The organism is Bradyrhizobium stylosanthis (assembly GCF_001641335.1).
Taxonomy (GTDB): domain Bacteria; phylum Pseudomonadota; class Alphaproteobacteria; order Rhizobiales; family Xanthobacteraceae; genus Bradyrhizobium; species Bradyrhizobium stylosanthis.
In genome coordinates, this window is the sequence record NZ_LVEM01000006.1 from 86,381 (window position 1) to 105,128 (window position 18,748).

18 protein-coding genes and 1 tRNA gene are annotated in these 18,748 nt (G+C 63.2%); 9 read left to right on the forward strand and 10 right to left on the reverse strand.

Going from position 1 to position 18,748, the window contains the following annotated elements; genetic code table 11:
* The first annotated feature begins 3 nt into the window (after positions 1–3).
* The 3 genes from A7X65_RS34950 to A7X65_RS34960 all read left to right on the forward strand — a co-directional run bounded on the left by A7X65_RS34950 (position 4) and on the right by A7X65_RS34960 (position 4,874).
* On the forward strand, positions 4–2,277 hold the full coding sequence (locus A7X65_RS34950) for a TonB-dependent receptor (protein WP_063693956.1): 2,274 nt from the start codon (positions 4–6) through the stop codon (positions 2,275–2,277).
* 2 nt (positions 2,278–2,279) lie between these two features.
* A complete protein-coding gene (locus A7X65_RS34955) occupies positions 2,280–3,725 on the forward strand; it encodes a PepSY domain-containing protein (protein ID WP_063693957.1) in 1,446 nt (481 codons plus the stop codon).
* Between the two features lie 195 nt (positions 3,726–3,920).
* Positions 3,921–4,874 (forward strand): alpha/beta hydrolase, encoded by a 954-nt coding sequence (locus A7X65_RS34960; RefSeq protein WP_063694289.1) that lies wholly within the window; start codon positions 3,921–3,923, stop codon positions 4,872–4,874.
* 18 nt (positions 4,875–4,892) lie between these two features.
* Here the strand turns inward: A7X65_RS34960 and A7X65_RS34965 are convergent, their stop codons facing one another.
* On the reverse strand, positions 4,893–5,852 hold the full coding sequence (locus A7X65_RS34965; protein WP_082885173.1) for an AraC family transcriptional regulator: 960 nt from the start codon (positions 5,850–5,852) through the stop codon (positions 4,893–4,895).
* A 131-nt stretch (positions 5,853–5,983) separates the two neighbouring features.
* On the opposite strand from A7X65_RS34965, the gene A7X65_RS34970 reads away from it, so the two are divergent.
* Positions 5,984–6,520, forward strand: a complete 537-nt coding sequence (locus tag A7X65_RS34970; protein WP_063693958.1) for a carboxymuconolactone decarboxylase family protein — start codon at positions 5,984–5,986, stop codon at positions 6,518–6,520.
* A gap of 40 nt (positions 6,521–6,560) precedes the next feature.
* Positions 6,561–7,067, forward strand: a complete 507-nt coding sequence (locus A7X65_RS34975) for a YkgB family protein (RefSeq protein WP_063693959.1) — start codon at positions 6,561–6,563, stop codon at positions 7,065–7,067.
* 133 nt (positions 7,068–7,200) lie between these two features.
* Here the strand turns inward: A7X65_RS34975 and A7X65_RS42265 are convergent.
* Positions 7,201–7,274, reverse strand: a tRNA-Glu gene (locus tag A7X65_RS42265).
* Positions 7,275–7,403: 129 nt separating this feature from the next.
* Here A7X65_RS42265 and A7X65_RS34980 point away from each other — a divergent pair.
* Entirely contained in the window at positions 7,404–8,789 is a 1,386-nt protein-coding gene (locus A7X65_RS34980; RefSeq protein WP_063693960.1) for a tyrosine-type recombinase/integrase, read from the forward strand.
* 130 nt (positions 8,790–8,919) lie between these two features.
* Here the strand turns inward: A7X65_RS34980 and A7X65_RS43990 are convergent, their stop codons facing one another.
* From A7X65_RS43990 to A7X65_RS35000, 7 genes are all read right to left on the reverse strand, one after another.
* Positions 8,920–9,309 carry a helix-turn-helix domain-containing protein gene (locus tag A7X65_RS43990; protein ID WP_488230389.1) on the reverse strand — a complete coding sequence of 130 codons (390 nt, stop codon included), beginning with the start codon at positions 9,307–9,309 and terminating at the stop codon, positions 8,920–8,922.
* Positions 9,310–9,621: 312 nt separating this feature from the next.
* Positions 9,622–12,462, reverse strand: coding sequence for a TM0106 family RecB-like putative nuclease (locus A7X65_RS34985; RefSeq protein WP_245324034.1), 2,841 nt, complete (start codon positions 12,460–12,462; stop codon positions 9,622–9,624).
* Entirely contained in the window at positions 12,459–12,758 is a 300-nt protein-coding gene (locus A7X65_RS43410) for a hypothetical protein (RefSeq protein WP_245324035.1), read from the reverse strand. Before A7X65_RS43410 ends, A7X65_RS34985 begins: the two co-directional genes overlap by 4 nt.
* 62 nt (positions 12,759–12,820) lie before the next feature.
* Positions 12,821–12,976 carry a hypothetical protein gene (locus tag A7X65_RS43415; protein WP_245324036.1) on the reverse strand — a complete coding sequence of 52 codons (156 nt, stop codon included), beginning with the start codon at positions 12,974–12,976 and terminating at the stop codon, positions 12,821–12,823.
* Positions 12,977–13,019: 43 nt separating this feature from the next.
* Positions 13,020–15,260 carry a DEAD/DEAH box helicase gene (locus A7X65_RS34990; RefSeq protein WP_063693961.1) on the reverse strand — a complete coding sequence of 747 codons (2,241 nt, stop codon included), beginning with the start codon at positions 15,258–15,260 and terminating at the stop codon, positions 13,020–13,022.
* Complete coding sequence (locus A7X65_RS34995; protein ID WP_063693962.1) at positions 15,229–16,560, reverse strand: ATP-binding protein; 1,332 nt, start codon at positions 16,558–16,560, stop codon at positions 15,229–15,231. Before A7X65_RS34995 ends, A7X65_RS34990 begins: the two co-directional genes overlap by 32 nt.
* Positions 16,557–16,922: a tellurite resistance TerB C-terminal domain-containing protein gene (locus A7X65_RS35000; protein WP_063693963.1), complete on the reverse strand. Its 366-nt coding sequence runs from the start codon at positions 16,920–16,922 to the stop codon at positions 16,557–16,559. Before A7X65_RS35000 ends, A7X65_RS34995 begins: the two co-directional genes overlap by 4 nt.
* Positions 16,923–17,156: 234 nt before the next feature.
* Between A7X65_RS35000 and A7X65_RS35005 the strand changes: the two genes are divergently transcribed.
* Positions 17,157–17,552 (forward strand): hypothetical protein, encoded by a 396-nt coding sequence (locus A7X65_RS35005; RefSeq protein WP_063693964.1) that lies wholly within the window; start codon positions 17,157–17,159, stop codon positions 17,550–17,552.
* Here the strand turns inward: A7X65_RS35005 and A7X65_RS35010 are convergent.
* The gene (locus A7X65_RS35010) at positions 17,549–17,890 is read right to left on the reverse strand and encodes a hypothetical protein (protein WP_063693965.1); all 342 of its coding nucleotides are present in this window, start codon (positions 17,888–17,890) and stop codon (positions 17,549–17,551) included. The genes A7X65_RS35005 and A7X65_RS35010 overlap by 4 nt on opposite strands.
* A 343-nt stretch (positions 17,891–18,233) precedes the next feature.
* On the opposite strand from A7X65_RS35010, the gene A7X65_RS42270 reads away from it, so the two are divergent.
* Positions 18,234–18,518, forward strand: coding sequence for a hypothetical protein (locus A7X65_RS42270; RefSeq protein WP_145669813.1), 285 nt, complete (start codon positions 18,234–18,236; stop codon positions 18,516–18,518).
* Positions 18,515–18,748 carry a helix-turn-helix transcriptional regulator gene (locus A7X65_RS43420; RefSeq protein WP_082885175.1) on the forward strand — a complete coding sequence of 78 codons (234 nt, stop codon included), beginning with the start codon at positions 18,515–18,517 and terminating at the stop codon, positions 18,746–18,748. The genes A7X65_RS42270 and A7X65_RS43420 overlap by 4 nt, the downstream gene beginning before the upstream one ends.

Genomic DNA, 18,748 nt, shown 5'->3' on the forward strand with positions numbered 1-18,748 from the left:
TTGATGACCTCCCGTCCCATCTTCGCATCACGGCGTCGCCGTGCGCTTTTCCGTTCAGTTGCATTCTCCTGCCTCGTGCTGTCGACCGATGGCTGGGCACAGTCCGAAAAGCCAGCGCAGGCGCTCGACCCGGTGGTGGTGCAGCCACCGGCGAGGCCGTCGAGTGCCCGCAGCAGCGGGCGAAACACTGCCGCAAACGCGGCGCGTTCACGCCAGCAGCGCTACGTCGCGTCCACCAACAGCGCACCGGCTGCAGGGCCGAGCGGTCCTGCCTTCGCCGCACCGACGCTCAATCTCACCGGCGCGAGCACGGCCGGCAGCCGCCTCGGCCTGACGCGCCTGCAGACCCCGGCCAGCGTGGAGGTGATCTCCGCCGAAACGATCGCCGAACGCGGCCAGCAGAACATCCTAGACGCCGTGACGCAGAATGCGACCGGCTTCACTGCAAGCCCGGCGCCAGGCAATGGCGGCGTCTCGTTCAATACCCGCGGCTTCACGGGCCTTGGCTCCGTCATGACGCTCTATGACGGCACCCAGCTCTATATCGGCGCCGGAACGGTGACCTTTCCGTTCGACACCTGGTCGACGGAGCGCATCGAGGTGCTGCGCGGCCCCGCGTCGGTGTTGTACGGCGCGGGCGCAGTCGGCGGCGCCATCAACGTGGTTTCGAAACTGCCGTCGTGGGTCCCTCGCAATCAGGCCGAGATCTCGCTGGACAGCAACATGACCCGGCGCATCGCGGTGGACAGCGGGGGCCCGGTCAGCAAGGACGTCGCCTACCGGATCACCGCCACCGGCAACATGTCCGACGGATGGGTCGATCGCGACAACACCTCGAATGTCGCGCTTCACGCCGTCGTCCAGATCAAGCAGACCGAAGACATCACCTGGACGCTGTCCACGGACTACGGTGACCGCAACCCGTCGCGCTACTTCGGCACGCCGCTGATCAACGGCAGGATCGACGACGCCCTGCGTTTCAAGAACTACAATTTCAGCGACAGCCATATCCGATACCAGGACAGCTGGAATCAGGTGAAGACCGAATGGCAGGTCGCCGATGGAATCTCGATCCAGAACACGCTCTACTATTTGAATTCCAAGCGACACTGGAAGGACGTCGAAAGCTACGCCTATAACCCCGCCACCGGCCTGATCAACCGCAGCAGCTATATCGAGATCTTTCACGATCAGCAGCAGGTCGGCAATCGCATGGATGCGAAATTCAGCGGGCATGTGTTTGGCATGGCCAATGAGTTCCTGGCGGGCTTCGACGTCAACAGCATCAATTTCACCCACACCAACAATTCGCCCTACAGCGGCGCGTCGTCCGTCAATCCCATCAGCTTCGTTCCGGGCGTGTTCAGCAGCCCGAACGCCACCGTTCCCGGCTTCGGCAGCGTGACCAACCAGTACGCGCTGTTTGCCGAGAACAGGCTGTCGGTCACCGAGCAATTGTCATTGATCGCCGGCGTCCGCCAGGACGAACCGACCATCACGCGCACCGACTATGTCGCGCCCGCCGGCAGCTTCGAGAAGTCGTTCTCCTCGACGACCTGGCGCGCCGGTGCGGTCTATACGCCGATCAAGGACCTCGCCTTCTACGGCCAGTACGCCACCGCCGTCGATCCGGTCGGAGGGCTCATCTCACTGTCCTCCGCAAACAAGAACTTCGATCTCGCGACCGGCAGACAGATCGAAATCGGCGTCAAGCAATCGTTCTGGGGCGGCCGCGGCGAATGGACCCTGGCCGGCTATGAGATCGTGAAGAACAATCTGCTGGCACGTGATCCCAACATTCCATCGCTCACCGTCCAGGTCGGCCAGCAATCGTCGCGTGGTGTCGAAGCATCGGTCGGCTTCCTCTTCGACTACGGCTGGCGCATCGACGCCAACACCGCCTTCCTTCGCGCGAAGTACGACGACTTCGTACAGGCGGTCGGCGGCGGAAGCGTGAACTACGCCGGCAACGTGCCCGTCAACGTGCCGCAGACCGTCTCCAACATCTGGGCGACCTGGGCCTTTGCGCCGAACTGGTCGGCCAATGCGGGCGTCCAGATCGTCGGCAAGACCTTTGCGGACAACGCCAACACGGTGACGCGCCCGGCCTACAACATCGTCAATGCCGGCGTGCAGTGGAAGCCCGATCCCAACACCACGGTGTCGTTCCGCGTCTACAATCTCTTCGACGAGGTTTACACGACGTCCGGCGGCACCACGCAATGGCTGCTCGGAATGCCCCGCACGGCCCAGCTCGCCGTCAACGTGAAGTTCTGAGCGTGTCACGTACCCTGAAACGCACGCTCCGGCGGTGGCTGTATATCGGCCACCGCTGGATCGGCATCGCCACCTGCCTGTTCTTTGCGATGTGGTTCATCTCGGGCGTGGTGATGATGTATGTCGCGTTCCCCGGCCTTTCCAACAAGGAAAGGCTGGCAGCGCTTCCCGACATCCAATGGGAGAAGGTGGCGTTGTCGCCGGACGACGCCATGAAGAAGGCCGGCGTCACGCGCTATCCGCGCGATCTCCGTCTTTCGATGCTGGCCGATGAGCCCGTCTATCGCATGACGGGGTGGGACGGCTCCCGGCAGGCGATCTCTGCCGCCGATGGCCGTGCCATCACCGACGTCTCCGAACAACAGGCGCTGGCGATCGCGCAATATCACCCCGCGAGCAAGACACCTGAGCTCGAGGACATCGTCGATCGCGACCAATGGAGCGTGACGGCGCGTTACGATCCGCTGCGGCCGCTCTACCTCATCGGGCTCGGCGACCGTGCCGGTACCAAGGTCTACGTTTCCTCGCGCTCCGGCGAGATCGTGCTCGACACCAACCGCACCGAGCGCGTCTGGAATTGGCTCGGCTCGATTCCGCACTGGATCTATCCGACCGTGTTGCGCAAGGATGGGCCATCGTGGCGGCTGGTGGTGCTTTGGATCTCGGGCATCTGCCTGATCACCGGCGCCACCGGCATCTGGGTCGGCATCCTGCGCGTACGGCTGAAGCGGCGCTATGCGAGCGGCAGCATCACGCCGTATCGCGGCTGGATGGCATGGCACCATGTCGCCGGCCTGATCGCGGGCATCTTCGTGCTGACCTGGATGTTCTCCGGCTGGCTTTCGCTCAATCCCGGCGACTATTTCGCAAGCCGCAACACGCCGCACGCCGTGCTGCAGCGCTATGCCGGCCATGAGGCACCGACCATTGCGACAAGGCTGCCGGCGCCACAAGACGCGGCGGTCGAAGCGCGCTTCGTATGGCTCGATGGCAGCCCGATGATGATCGTCGCATCGCGCGATGGCACGCATAGGCTACTGGATGTGACGTCCGGCCAAATGACGGCACTCCCGCAGGATCGTCTTTGGACCGCCGCAACAAAGCTGCTACCGCACGCCCGCCTGACGGAGCGGTCGATCGTCGCAGACTACGACTCCTACTGGTATGCTCATCATCACGACCGCGAATTGCCGGTGCTGCGCGCAGCGTTCGATGACGACGCGAAAACATGGTTCCACATCAGCCCGGTCACGGGCGACATCCTCGGCCGCATCGACACCAGCCATCGCACGTATCGCTGGCTGTTCAACGCACTGCACAGTTTCGATTTCCGCCTTCTGCTGATGTATCGCCCGGCCTGGGACATCGTGGTCTGGCTGCTGTCGATCCTGGGCACCATTGTCTCGGTGAGCGGTGTCGTCGTCGGCTGGCGCTATCTGCGCCGCTGAAGCAGACGCAGGATCGCCGCAGGTTCCGGGAACTGACAAAGCCGCCGCCGTCTTCTCGCCCCCATTGTCATTCAGGGAGACAGCGGGGCGGCGTTACGGTGGGCAAGTTCCCCGGGGTTCCCTTTGGTCGTCCGACGTCTTCAGCAATCCGACTCCCGTCATTCTGTTTCGCGCCGCGCGCTGCTCGGCGGATTTGTGTCGGCAGGAAGCGCCCTTGCGCTCGGCGGATGCACCGGTCTGGGTGCGACCGGCGCGCGCTACGACGCCTCGTCGCTCTCCGCCGATCCCACAGTGCTCGTTACCACCACGCGCAAGCCCGTGGGCGGCGGCCGCACCAAACCCTGGTTCGGGCCGGAGCGCGCGACGAGCATGACGGTCGCGCGGGCGAGGCTGGTGGCTCCGGACGAGAGCCGTCTTTCTCTCGCCTCGGTCGGCCTCGGCGATTGGCGTCTTGACCGGATCGAACCGGTGTCGGCTGACGCCGGCGATCTCGCCGCGCAGGCCGGCGCAGGCGACGTGCTGATCTACGTGCACGGCTTCAAGCAGACATTCGAGACGGCGGTGCTGGATGCCGCCCATCTTTCCGACGGGATCAGGTTCCGCGGCCGGACCATGGTGTTCTCCTGGCCCTCCAAGGCGGGATTTTTCGACTATGCCTATGACCGCGACAGCGCGATGTGGTCTCGCGACGATTTCGAGCGCGTGCTCTCTGCGCTGGTGTCGGCGCCAAGCGGCGGCCGCGTCAACATCGTCGCGCACAGCATGGGAACCATGCTGACGCTCGAAAGCCTGCGTCAGCTTTACGCGCGATACGGCGACACGGTCACGGGCAGGATCGGCGCGGTCGTGTTTGCCGCCCCCGATATCGACATGGACGTGTTCTCGTCGGCGATCCAGCGCATCGGCCCGCTCGCCGGCAAGATCACCGTGATCGCCGCGACCAACGATCGTGCCCTCGCGCTGTCCGGCCAGATCGCAGGCGGCATGACCCGCGTCGGCGCGGCCGAGAAAGCCGCCATCGCGCGGCTCGGTGTGCGCGTGGTCGATGCCTCGCAGGAAGGCTGGGGCATCATCAACCACGATCTGTTTCTGTCGAACGCGGAAGTGCAGCGAGTGATCCGCCGCTCGATCGACGGCACGACGGCGTGAGCGAGCGGCCGCACGACATCAGCCGGACACATCCCCCGACGGTCTCGCCGTGGCGGCCTCGGCCTTTCGCCATTGTGCCGGCGTCATGCCCATGTGGCTCTTGAAGGCGCGCTGGAACGCCGCTTCGGATTGATAGCCGACAGCTTCCGCGACGGCGCCGGTCGAAAGCGATGATGCCCTCAGCTCGTTCGCCGCGCGCGCCATCCTTATATCGGTGAGGAGATCCGCGGCCGAGTGGCCGAGCTTCTCCTGGAATTGCCGCGCGAGCGTCGCGCGCGACATGCCGCACAGACGCGCCAGCTCGGGCAACGACCATGCACGCGCCGGCTCGTTGAAAAGAGCAGCCATCGCCGGGGCGAGGCGCGGATGACCGGCGAGCGCGAGCAGACCGCGCGGCGCATCGCCGGTAAGGCTGGCGAGCCGCAAGACCAGCGCGAACATCGCGCTCGAGAGCGCGTTCAGCATCGCGCGGCCGCCAAGACGATCGCCCGTGGACTCGCCGCGCATCAGCGCAACGAGCCCGGCGAGCTGCCTTGCCGTGTCGTCGTCGCCGGCATCGTCACCCGCATGCACGACGAGGCGCGGCGGCAGATAGCTGCGCAGGAGACGGTCGTGCGGCGGCGCGATGGCGAAATGTCCGCACAACAGATCGAGCCGTTCGCCCGCGCCGGGATTTTCGCTGATGGTGAAATTGAGAACCGCGCGGTTCTGCGCCGGTAGCGGCGCGGCCCCGCTGCCGTCGTGCATGACGTGACGGGGATTGGCGGGAAGCAGCAGGATGTCACCGGCTTTGAGCTGCAGTGGTCGCCCTCCCGCCGGATCGTCCAGCATCGCCGAGCCGGCAAGCACGGCGTGATAGGGGATTTCGTTGGACGCACCCGGTCCCTGGTCGATGCGCCAGGGCGTGCCGTAGGAGCAGCGCAGATCGAGGCGCCCGCGCACCGGCATCATCTCGAACAACCGGCTCAACCAATCCACGGCGGTTCTCCCTAGAGCTCGAGATGAGACGATTGAGCATATAATCGAGAAATATCGGTATTAATAGTATCAAGCCTCGATCCTATTGTCACTCCGCAATCGTTCACCACCCGAACCAAGGAGTGCCAACAATGTCCCGTCTTTCCGTTCCCAGCTTCGACTCCGCAACCGGCGCGACCGCCGAGGTCTATGGCCAGATCAAGAAGGCGATCGGCAGCGTGCCGAATACCTTCGCCGCGATCGGCGCCCATGGACCGGACGCGCTCAAGGCCATCCTGCTCGCCGACAGCGTGCTCGCTTCGGGCTCGCTCTCCAAGCGTGACCAGGAAGCCATCAAGCTCGTCATCTCCGGGGTCGCCGGTTGCGACTACTGCGTGGCCGCGCACAGCCTGCTCGGCAAGCTCGCGGGCCTGAAGCCCGAGCAGTTGAAGCAGATCCGGGAAGACCAGCCGACCGGCGACGACAAGCGCGATGCGCTGATCCGCTTCGTCCGCAAGCTCGCGCGGTCAAGCGGCACCGTCAGCGACGCGGATTTCGCCGCGATCAAGGCTGCCGGCTACACCGACGCGCAGCTCGTCGAGATCAGCCTGGCCTTCGCGACCACGGTCTTCACCAACGTCTTCAACCGCATCAACGACACCGAGATCGACTTCCCCGCGATCGCGTGAAGCGACCGCCTGTCAGATCTTGCATGAAAGGATCACGACCATGAGCGCAATTGCCAGCACCACACACAATCCGCTTGTCCGCGCGCTGCAGAAGTCCGGCCTGCTCGCGGAGGACCTCGACTACCACGTCGTGCGAGCGTCGATGGTGATCATGTTTCTCTTCTTCGGCTACCAGAAGTGGTTTCCGTACGAGTTCGAAAGGCTGGTCCCGTTCATCAGCAACGGGCCGCTGATCTGGTGGCTCTATCCCGTCTTCGGCCACGCCGGCGCCAGCTACTTCCTCGGCGTCTCCGAGTGGACCTTCGGGACACTGCTGTTCGCCGGCTTCTGGAACAGGCCGCTCGGCATTCTCGGCGCGCTGGGCTCGACCGGCACCTTCATCGCCACGGTCACGATCATTCCCTTCATGCCGGACGGCTGGGACGTCGCAGCCGGAGGCTTCCCCGCGATGACGGGCAACGTGCCCTTCCTGATGAAGGACGTGGTTCTGCTGGCGGTGTCGTTCTATCTGCTGAGGCAGGATGTGGTGAGGCTGATCCGGCAGTGACGCCAGGATCGGTAGGCCATCCGAACATCGCCGGCGAGCGTCGCGCTTGCCGGCGACGGTCCAATCCTTGCGAAATCTGCAGCGTTGAGTTGGCCGCAACCAACTGGAAATCACAGCGCTTTTTGAAAGCCGCTGGCGCTCCCTAGGGGAATCGAACCCCTGTTTCAGCCTTGAGAGGGCCAAATAAAGCGCTTACACCAGTCCGCTTCTGTTCGCTCACGTTCAACAAAATCAATGACTTGTGGATCGTACTTCACTATTGTCCGCCACTGCACGACGATGCATATTTGACAGATATTCGACGGATATTCGACTTGTGGCAATGCGGTAGATGAAATGTCGAAGGCGCTCATAGAGGCTCAAATCACGACGGCAAAGGCACGCTCTAGGCTGGAACCTGGCGTGCATTGGCGCCGCCTCGATGCGGAAGCGCACCTGGGCTATCGCAAGGGAAGACAAAGCGGCGTTTGGTTAGTCCGTTGGCGCAACCACCATGAAGGTGCCAGCTACAAGCAGGCCCCTATTGGCACCGCCAACGATGTCAACGACAAAACGGCCGTTGGCGTTCTGACCTTCCAGCAGGCCAACAAGACTGCCGGAGACGCCGTCGCTCGGGCCAGGGCAGAAGCCGCGGCGCAGGCAGCGGGGCCTGCCCCTACCGTGCGATCAGCCGTTGAGGCCTACATCGAGGAGCGCGACGCTCGAGAAAGGCGGCGAACAGGTCGCGACGTGCGGTCCGATGCCGCCAACAAACTGCGGCGCTACGTTCTCGGCCAAGACAAGCGCGGCAACCAGCGAGCCATCGAAGCTGCACCTCTCGCGGCGGTACATCTGCACGCGCTGAAGGAAGATGACATGCTGACGTGGCGTGAGGGCTTGCCGAAGGGACTTAAGGTCACGACAAAGCAGCGGCTTATGAATGACCTGAAGGCCGCTCTCAACGCCTCTTGGGCCCGGCTTTCCGCGGATCGAAAGAAGCTAAATCCCACGTTCCTCACCGACGTGAAAGCCGGCTTCAAAGCCGAGCGGATCGATGACGATGATGAGACATCGGTTGCTCGAGACAACCAGATCCTCACGGATCAGCAGGTCGCTGAAATACTTCAAGCCGCGTTGGAAGTTGACAGGGAGCAGGAATTCGACGGCGATCTGTATCAGATCGTCGTGTGTCTAGCGGCGACCGGCGCGCGGTATGCCCAGGTCAGGCGTCTGCGTGTGGGCGACCTACAGGCCCCTGAGCGGCGTCTAATGGTGCCAGGCTCGTACAAGGGTCGTGGCGGCAATGGCGGCTCAGTCCCCGTGCCGGTAGGTGACGATGTCATTGAGACGCTTTTGCCCGCGATCGTCGGACGGCCGAGCGATGCGACGTTATTTGAGCGCTGGATCCACGAGCAGGCGCCGAACGGCATTGAATGGAAAAGATCCAAACGCGGCCCATGGAAAAGAGCTGAACTTACGCGCCCCTGGGGCGCTATTCGCGAACGCGCCGTCATGCCTGACGTTATTCCCTACGCTTTGCGGCATTCGAGCATTGTGCGCGGTCTCCGGAAGGGTTTACCGATCCAGCACGTCGCCAAAATGCACAACACCTCCGTTAAAATGATCGAGCGGCACTACGCGAAATACATTGCGACAGCCCTGGAAGAGCTAGCGAGGGCGGCAGTCGTGCCGCTGGTGTTCAGGAGCGGCGGAAATGTGGTGCCTATGGGGAAACGGGCATGAACGTTGCGGCGTTTTAGGCCGGCGACGTGGTACGCGACCGCTAAAGCTTTAGCGCCACATTCTGGAACGCGAAACCCGTTCTCCTACCCCAAGCCCAGAAGCTGAGCCCCTGACGAAAGTAAGCGATTGGTCACGCCGACATGGTCGTGTCCAGAAGTGCGAGAAGTGATCGCACCATCACCAAGCGCCGGCGTCCGATTGTTGTCGTGACAAGTTGGCCAGATCCTATCAACTCGTAAAGCTTTGTGCGTCCCAAGCCGGTTGCCAAGCAAGCTTCCTCGACGGTGCAGCTGAGTCGCTCACCAAACGGGACCACTTTCGCATCGCGACCCGTAGGCGACAATTCGTTTCTAGGCGGTCTTCGTCCATCGTTCTTTGATTGGCCACCCGTCATAGTCGCTCCTTGTCGCGAATGCCGTCGCTTGGTTGCAGCGTGCTGGAGACAGATCGGATGATACAAAGCGCAACAAAGAAGACACTTCAACAGCCCCGAAAAATCGCGAAGATGAGCTGCGGCCATTTCAAGCCAGTCCTCCCATATCCACGTCAAGCTCCGGCAAGCTTGGACGCATGTTGTAAAGCAGTACAATAAAACGTGAGCCGTCCAAGCGTCTCAAAAATCCCCTGTCTGTTTCTGAGGTGAGTTCGATAACTCGAGCCACCCGCGGGGTGATTGATATCGCGAGCTGCGGTCGCCGGCGGCTTCAAAGGCAGGCGTGGGTTTATGGTGTGCTCGGAGGGCGTTCGCATTTCCCGTGATATCAATGGCTTACGCAGCCAAGGAATGAGCTGAGGTGCTTTTCGCCCACGAAAGGTGCCTTTCGGCCTCGCCTTACGGCGTACTTCGCTCTTGAAGTTTTGTGGCCATTTCCAGATATCGGCAGAAGCCATTCGCGAGCTGCACCTGCCTCGGGGTGCGGCACTCCGCGTCAAATAATCGCGGCGAAGCAACGATGATGCAGATACACCTCGCTCTGGACGTGGCGACATTCAAGCGGTTCGCGCTGTAAAGGAATTCCATTCCTCGTGGAGCGTCGGAATGGCTCGACGTCGTCATGGAATAGATGACGATAGGCGCCTCTTGGCCTTGGAACTTGTCGACCGTACCGACGTGCGCGCCGGGGATGAGCTCCTGCACCTGGAAGACCTGGGCATTGTAGGGAGCGACGATCAGAATATCGTCGAGACCGATAAGTCGCTCCACGCCCTTCAGATCGATCCAAGTACTGTCGGCGTCCAATATCTCCGAAACAAGAAGCCGAACCGCTTCGGCTTGCTCCTTGGATGAGTTCTGATTGCCGTCGTGCTCCACACGCAGATATCTGAGCCCTGCCCCGCTGACCCTGCTCTTCGACCTAATCTCCTGCTTTTCGAGCCCGGCGCACGATCGCAGGCGTTCCTCGTAGAAGAGCTCGGAGTTGAACGCGCAGATGTTCGGGTGCAGACGCCAAGTCTCCGGCAGAAAAAGGCCGCGTTCCGGCGGAAGGATCGCATGTGTACCGAGGATATGGTCGAGTGCTGAAACGTCCACCCCGTCGGGATGGCTACCCTGGATCGGCAGCTCGAGCTGCCGCGGATCCCCGAGCAGGACAACGCTGCGCGCGGCCTGTGACACGGCCAGAACGTTCGCGAGGGACATCTGCGCCGCTTCATCAACGAACAGAACGTCCACGTTCTCCGCGGCGTCGGGCCGCGCCCAGAACCATGCCGTCGCGCCGCCGACCCTGCAGTCCGAATTCAAGGAGTCCAGGAATGCTCCGTTCTCGGTCGTGAACCTGAGACCCGGCCGGTCATCCTCCTTGTCCGAGAGCTTCTGGATGCATTCGACGGCAAACCCTTGTTCTCTTGATGCTTTTCCGACTTCGTCGAGGAGATGACGGATCACTTTGTGCGAATTCGCCGTAATCCCGATGGTTCGTCCCTCGCGCGCGAGCGCGAGGATCATGCGGGCTCCGGCGAAGGTCTTTCCGGCGCCGGGAGGGCCCTGCACGGGAAAGACGCTCTCGTCGAGATCGACCGCTATGCGCGTCGCGGCCGCGACCACGGGCTCGCCGTCGACCTGCAGTCCCCCATTGCTGAGGCGCGGAACGAGCGCCATCAGAAGGTCCCGCGCCGCCCTGTGGTCGCCGTCGCCTTGCAGTCCGTGGTCCGCGACGTATTCGCCGATCCGCATCAGCGAGTCCGCGAGCACCTGGGTATCGACGAAACTATGGGCGAAGACCGCCTCGGGATGCAGCCCGGCCGTGTCGCCGCGCTTCTTGATGTCGATGGTACGATTGTCCAAGGAGATAGCCACGACCCGTCCGAACTTTTCGCCGCCGATGCTTCTGAGCTCGTCGTCCGCCCGGATGTCGGTGTCCTGCAGCGCGAGCCGATACCGATGCACCGGTGCTTTGGCCGTCCCGCCGCACGGCTCTAGGAATTCGAGATCCGCCAGGCCGTCCCGCTCGTGAAGGAGGTCTTCCGCCGACAGATCGCGCAGCCGGAAGTATTCCCACCAGACTGATTTCTTCTCGCGCCCGTGCCAGTCCAACATGTGCGCCAGCAGCCATCGTCCCTGCTGCTCGGCGCTCCGTTCCGCGACGTCATCGGGCACGCCTTCCGTGAGGCGGACGACGAGCGCCGCGATCTTCTTCTGCCGATCGTCGAGCTCGGCAACGATCGCGGCTTCCGACGGGGCCGGCCGCTCGATCTGTGCACCGCCCGCGATGAGATCCGCTCGCACCTCCTCCAGCCAGTTCCGAAGTGCCTTGGTGGACGCACAATCATCCTTGTTGTAGCCCCTGATGGCGGCCTTATCCTCTTCTGGAACTCCTCCGCCGTCGGCCATCTCGAGCCGCGCCTGGGTCCGCGCCATGGTCGCACCGACCTCGTCCAGCGGGACGGACCTCGTGAACGCATAGAGCGGCTCGAGCTTCTTGATCGAATAGCTCTCGACGCTGGCGCGGACGGCGTGACGCACGACCGAGTACAGATCAACAAAGATCTCCGCACGCAGCAGGTCGTCGACCTCGTTCTCGCGCGTCGCGTAACGTCCCATCAGGCGTTTCAGCGCGGCCGGTTCGTAGGGAGCGAAGCGGTAGATATGAAGATCCGGATGCTTCTTCAGGCGTTCGATCACGAAATCGACGAAGCGCTCGAACGCCTCCCGCTCCTCCTGCCGATTGGAGGCCCAATCGCCCACGTACCTGTCCGCGCAGTCTTCGTCGGCGAAGACGTAGCCGAACAGGAACTCCAGACCTCCATTGTCCACGAACGGGTCGCCTTCGAAGTCGAAGAAGATGTCGCCCGGCGAAGGCGCCGGGAGGCGCGACAATCCGAACCCCTCGACCGGAGGAAGGGTCTCGTACAGAGTCTTCCCCGCGTCCCTCCCCTCGACTTGGATCCGCGCCTGCTCGCGTACCTTCTCGAAGCTCTTGGCAGCGCCTCGATCGGGCTTCCACTTCATCGGTATCGGCATCGCGGCCAGCGCGGCAGTGGTGCCGACGCCGCGCCGCTCGAGCTCTCCGATCTGGGACTTGCTGATGCCGGCGACGAGCGACATGTGGTCGTCCGCCCTTCTCTTCTCGTCGCAGTAGCGCCGCCAGCGACAGATATCGCAGTGCTCGATCGGCTCCGGATAGGCGCTTTCGGCCTCGGTATCCGAAACCGCCCGCTCGCGGCTTCCTCTCACGTGTAGGCGCCGTAGTCGGAGATGCGGTATCGTTCCGGCGCGTAGTCCGTTCCGGGGGTGACGACGAACGCCGCCTCCGGTGCCAGTCCCTGCATTTTGCCGAGAAGATCGGAATAGAGCGAGATCTGGAGGACGGTATTGCCCTTCGTCTCGCGGGCGAGCTTGGTGTCGGTGACTTCGTATGACCAGGGCCCGAGATTGCTCGGCCGCTCGACACGAAGGAGGACGTCGGCACGTCCGCTCCAATTGCTTCCTTGAAGAGCCGCCTGCACGATGACGGGATCGCCCCGAACCATCGCTTCGGTGGTGACCGCGACGGCGCTCGCGTCGATGCCTACGCCGTCGATCGTGTTCGCCTTCAGTCCGCGAGCGTCTCCAACACCGGGTCCCAGACCCGGGGCTTGGCCAGCCCTCCGTGTATCACCGCGAGGTCGAGCTCGGTCAAGTACCGGCAATTCAGGTGACCGACGAGATCGCCGGCGCTCAGGTTGAGCTTGTCGCCCGTCTTATGCATCTCGTCATTCCTCCGCCGTCGAGCCTTCGAAGGCAGTTCGCAGCTACAGACTTTCGGCCATGACGGGGATTCCAGTGACCTTGTCGCCGTTCTGTCTGGCCCAGAGCGATCGTGCCAGATTTTCCGGGACCTGTTCCCTAAATTTTCCGACCTTGATGTTCGCCACGAACTCCGAGACGTCGTGGGGATCGATGTTTCGCATTTCGGCGAGCTTGGAGAGGATCGGTCGCAGTTCGCTCTCCTTGGTCTTGGAGACCGTGACGCCGAGTTCGTGCACACCCGATTGAAGCCCGGCCATCGCGAGCGCCGCGCTGAAGACCGCGGTCGCCTGAGATCCCCGCCAGAGAAAGATGTGGGTGTCGCGCTCTTCTTCGACCAGCGATCGACTTTCCAGATCGAGCTCGCGGAACATGTCGCGACCTTCCGCCAGGAGATCCCGGGCTCTGGCGTCGAGATAGGGTGGGACGTCGTCGGTGAGATAGACCTTGCGCATCTCCGCGATCAGCCGGTCGTGAGCCGGTTCGCCGGCCGCGGGCTCGAAACGTGGCACGACGCCACCCGGATGCGGAGCGACCACCAGCGTCATCGTCTGTTCGTCGAGGTCCTGCACGATCCAGCGCTGGCCCGCGAAGACGACGAGTCCTTCCTTGTGGACCGGATGCATGATCGGCAACGTTCCGAGCGTGCGCCCGCCGGTCGTCAACCGCCACTCCTCGTTCGATTCGAACACCGCGAAGAAGCTCCGGGACTGGCCGACCTTCTCGCCCTCCTGCCCAAGCATCAGCGTTCCGTCGCCCGCCTGCTCGATGAAGCGGACGGCTTCGCTGCCGAGATGCCGGAGCAGCGAAGCGAAGTCGGCGGTGGAGATTGAGGCGAACGGCCCCGGGCCGCACAGCAGGTCGTAGAGAGGCTTCGGCCCGATGCCGCCGCGTTCCATGATCACACTCAGCATCTGGTGGATGAGCGTCGAGGCGATCTCGGGTGCAGTGCGGGCCTCCTCCACGAATCCTTCGAGCAACAACCTGACCACGGCGACGGATCTGATGGTGTTGAGCCGCAAGCGATCGAGGATGCCGGACTTGTTGTCGATGTTCGGCTCGCGGAGGTAGATGCGCAGGACCGAAGGAGTTCCGCGTCGCCTACCGGTCCGGCCGAGCCTTTGCTTCAACGAGGCGAGCGAGCGCGGCGCGCCGATCTGGGCGACCGATTTGACCGAGCCGATGTCGACGCCGAGCTCGAGGGTCGAGGTGCATACCGCCGTCGTCGGCAGTCTCCCCTCCTTCAGCCGATCTTCGAGCTCTTCGCAGAGCACCTTCGAAAGACTTCCGTGATGCGGATAGAACTCGTTGGGTACCTCGGCCTTCTCCGAGCGCCTGCGTAGGCGGTCGGCGGTCGACTCCACCGTCCGCCGCGAACCGCCGAACACGAGGTTGTTCTCCCCCCGCAGCATCTCGAACAGATGATCGGAGATCGAGTCAAGCGCGATCCGCCGCGGCTCCTGCTGCTCCGGACCCGTTCCGCCGCCTTCCGCGTGATCCGGATCGTCGAGATCCGGCGGCTCGACGTAGCCTCTGACCTGAAGGCGCAATTCCGGAGCGTCCGACTTGGCCACGAGCTCTTCGACGTTCGTAGGATCTCTCGGTCGCAGCCACGCCCGGGCCTGGCCGAGGTTGCCGATCGTCGCGGAAAGCCCGACGCGCCGGGCCGGACGCGCCGCCATCGCGTCCATCCGCCGCAGCAGGCTGGCCACATGCAGTCCACGCGGTCCCTGCAGAAACGAATGAAGCTCGTCGATAACGATGAACTCGGCGGCCGACAGCAACCGTTTAGCGTCGGCCGGACGACGGACGAACATCGCCTCGATCGATTCCGGGGTGATGAGGGCGATCCCGTCGGGCTTGTTCATCGCCTTCTTCTTCTCGGCCTGCGGCGCATCCCCGTGCCATTTCACAACGGGGATTTCCATGCTCTCGCACAGTCCCTCGAGCCGCCGGAACTGGTCGTTGATGAGCGCCTTGAGCGGGCTGATGTACAGGACCGAGAAGCCCGAAGCGCTGCGCTCTGCGATCGACGTCAGGATCGGGAGGAACGCCGCTTCCGTCTTGCCGGCCGCGGTCGTCGCGGAGATCAGGATGTCGCGGTCGTCCTCGAGAACGGCGAGGATCGTGCGCGCCTGGATCTCGCGCAGCTCGTCCCAGCCCTGATCGCGGATCCAGCGGCGGATCTTGGGATGTAGCAGGTGGTAGGCGGCTTCAAGTCCCGAGCCGGAAGCTGGTGAGTTCATCGTCGTCTCCGGGCTGAGCGCCGCCTTCGGGCACCGCTTCCTGCTGGCCTTGCAGATCGGCGGGTACGTCGACCTGCCCAACAAGGTCCTGCCACTTCGTGCCCGGGTTCTGCTCGAGCACGGAAAGCATCTGCACGAAGGCCTTCACGGTCGTCCGCGGCGTGCGGAAATACGCCTCTCCGATGCGGCGATCGCAGTGGGCCATGAAGGCGGTAAGCGCCTCGTCGGGAATCAGATATTTGGTCGGGTCCCCGGCAGCGAACACCGTTCGGATATTGGACAGAAGGATCAGAAGATCTTCCGGCCTCAGGCTCTGGAGGTTTATCACCGGGCCCGAGAGATCGACGAGACCTTTGGTGGCGAACTGGTTCTCCGCGAGCCGCGACTGCAGCGCCTCGTAGCTGAACAGGCCGCGCCGGGTGTCCATCAGAAACTGGGGTGTGCCGCACATGAGGAAGCCGATGTTGGCGGTGTTTCCCTGCAGAGCGTCGTTCACGATGCGGAGGATCTGTTCGAAGTTCGATTTGCGCGCCTGGGCATTCTGGAGCTTGTAGATGTTCACCATCTCGTCGAACATCACCAGCAGGCCCGCATAACCTGCGACCTTCGTCAGGCACGCGAGGGACTTCAGTGAATCGTACACGCTGTCGTCGTCGATTATGGTCCTGACGCCGAGGGATCTGTTAGCCTCGGTCTTGGTCGAGAATTCTCCGCGCAGCCAACGCAGGGCCGCGAGCTTGAGCTCCTCGTTTGACGCTTCGCTGCCGCGCCAGTAGGCCTTGAGCACCGTCGCGAAATCGTACCCTCCGACGAATTCCTGGATCGGAGCCAGCTTCTCGTCGATCACCTTTTCGACCGGGACCTGCCGTTCTCCGGCTTCCTTGACGGCGTCGGTGACGAGCCGCTCGACGACCGCCGCCAACGCGCCGCCCTCCGGCTTCGTGCGTGTCGCCATGTTCCGGACGGCTTCGCAATAGAGCGCCCTCACCTGACCGCCACTGGCGTAGATGCGGCGATCGGGCCCCAGATCCGCGTGCACAGTCACGCACCTCCGCTCCAGCGCGATCAGCCTGATGAGGTTCGCAAAGAACGTCTTGCCGGCGCCGTAGTCGCCGATCACGAATCTGACGGCTGCGCCGCCGTCCGCGATGCGGTCGACGTCCCGAACCAACGCTCCGATCTCCGCGGCTCTGCCGACCTGGATGTGCGGAAGTCCGACGCGCGGGACCACGCCGGCGCTCAGCGCCTGGATGATGGTGTCCCGCTCCTTCGGCTTTATCGTCTTTGGCGCTTTGCTCATGCCGTCGTCTCTCTCAGTTGAACCAGTCGCTCCCGCAGATGCGGCACCATGACGATCTCGTCCCCGTCTTCGAGCAGCGATTCCTCGAAGCGTTCGAACGACCAATCGTTGATGCGTTCGATGGCGCCGTCCGGCAGGAGTTTCATCGCGCGCGCACGCTGATCGAATTCGGCTCTCGCGACTGATCCCTTCCGCTCGAGAAGCTCGACAAGCTCGGTGTGCGGTCCGTCCAACCCCTCGAAGGAGGCCTCGCTCGCCGCCGATGCCACCGGTGTCTCGACCGGAGCCAGCGTCGCGTCTTCCTCGAAGATGTTCGCCAGCAGTTCCGCGACCGCGTCGGTCTCCCGCTGCGTCCGCGCCACCAGTGGCTACTGCGCGCATCAACCGGGAAACGTAATTGGGGACCAGCCGCCTGCAAGCGTGGCAGGACGAATCCGAGTACGGGTCTGGCCGGACTAGCAGGTCGCCCGCGCGAACCGCACCGGACGTCGAGCAGACGGCGATGACGACAGAACGCCATCCCCCGCGTTCCAATCCGAGCGGACATCGCGCCTGGCCCTCGCTGAGGCAACAGCCCGGCCGAATAGGAGAGCAGCATGATTAACCTCGCCACCTTCACGCCCGCCCGCAGCACGCACATCTACACTCTTCCCGGCGCTTACTTTTCCAACCCGGGCGCCTTCATGGAATTCGCGTTGGAGCGCCGCCAATACGAGGCGGCCGTACAGACTTTCGCCAAAGAGGCCAGCCCGGCCGGCATCAGCGAATCCATTGCGGCGGCCCATCGGTACGGCTTCAAGATGACCCGGGCCGAAGCCCGCGCCGCCGCCGCCGATCGACTGCGCAACAGTCTCTCCAAGCTCGGCTACACCGAAAGTGAGATTCAGTGGCACGCGGCTCGCCGCGGCCGGCGTGATCGGCACTACTATATTATGGACATGCGGACCGTTGAGGCGCGGTGGGACCAGTTGCGAAAGCGCCCATCGTACTAGTCGGACTTTTCGGGCATGTGGGGCGGCCGGGCTTTTGCTCGTGCCGCCTTTTTGCGTTTCGACGGCAGGCGAGACAACGCCAGGTCTAGTGCGGCCTTCGATCGCTCCATTGCCGCGGCATCTGGACGGCCCGCAATCTTCGGAGCCCGTACAGGCGTCACGCGGTAGTTGGTCCGAACCGCCTCCTGCACATTCGCCGCGGTTGTTAGAAGCTTTTTTCCAGGCCGGTAGCAGACCAGCTTTCCGGCCCGATGCATCCGCTTCAAGGTGTCAGCGTCGGCGCCAGGGATGAGTTTGGCCGCTTCGTCGAGGGTGATCAGGGCGTCGTCATCGGTCATCGGGGCTGCTTTTTCGTGTCTGGAGCGGAGCGCGGTCCCCTTGAGGTCTTTCCAGATATTCCAGAGGCGTCGCCGCAGTTGTTCAGCTTCTCCCGCTGGCTGTTGCGCATCCACGCTTCATGTTCGACGAGGTGCTCGGCCCACGTGGCTATCGTCACGTTGCAGTACGCCGCGGCTTCGCGTCCGGTCATCAAGCGAGGTTCGGCGGTCATCATGGTCGACCGATAGCACGCGCGGAGCCTTCGGCGTGTTGACAATCAACATATGTATTGTTTTCACAGAATAATTTGTAGTTGCGTGCCCTTGTGGTTCCGATTAGATGCCGGCGGTAAGGGGATTTCAAATGAAGCGTTTCTGGACGGCGATAGCCGCGAAATCGCGAATGTTCAAAGATCCGGATTCGATCCACGACGCTTCGCTAGGCGCCGTCGCGCCTTGTCCAAGTGGCAACGACGATTGTGTTTGCCTCGACGCCAACGGCCGCAATTCACAGGGCGGCATGACAGGACTCCAGACACTCAGTATTCGCATCAACGGATCGTCTGCCGAAGCGTTCAGCGAGATGGCTGACACGTCCAAGTGCGGAAAGATGGTGCCTTTCCCGGCGCTGAACGGCCGCAGTCGTTGACGCTCCGACCAGATCCGATCGCGTATCCTCCGCGTGGGCGGAATCGCGATGCGGCCGCCCGCTACGTCGGCGTGGGGACGACCAAATTCGACGAGATGGTCGCCGATGGTCGAATGCCCCGCCCTTATCGGGTCGGGGCGCGCGCTATCTGGGACAGGTTCAAGCTCGACGCGGCGTTTACTGATCTTCCGGACGTGAAAACGCACCGAACCCGCTGGACCGGATGCTAG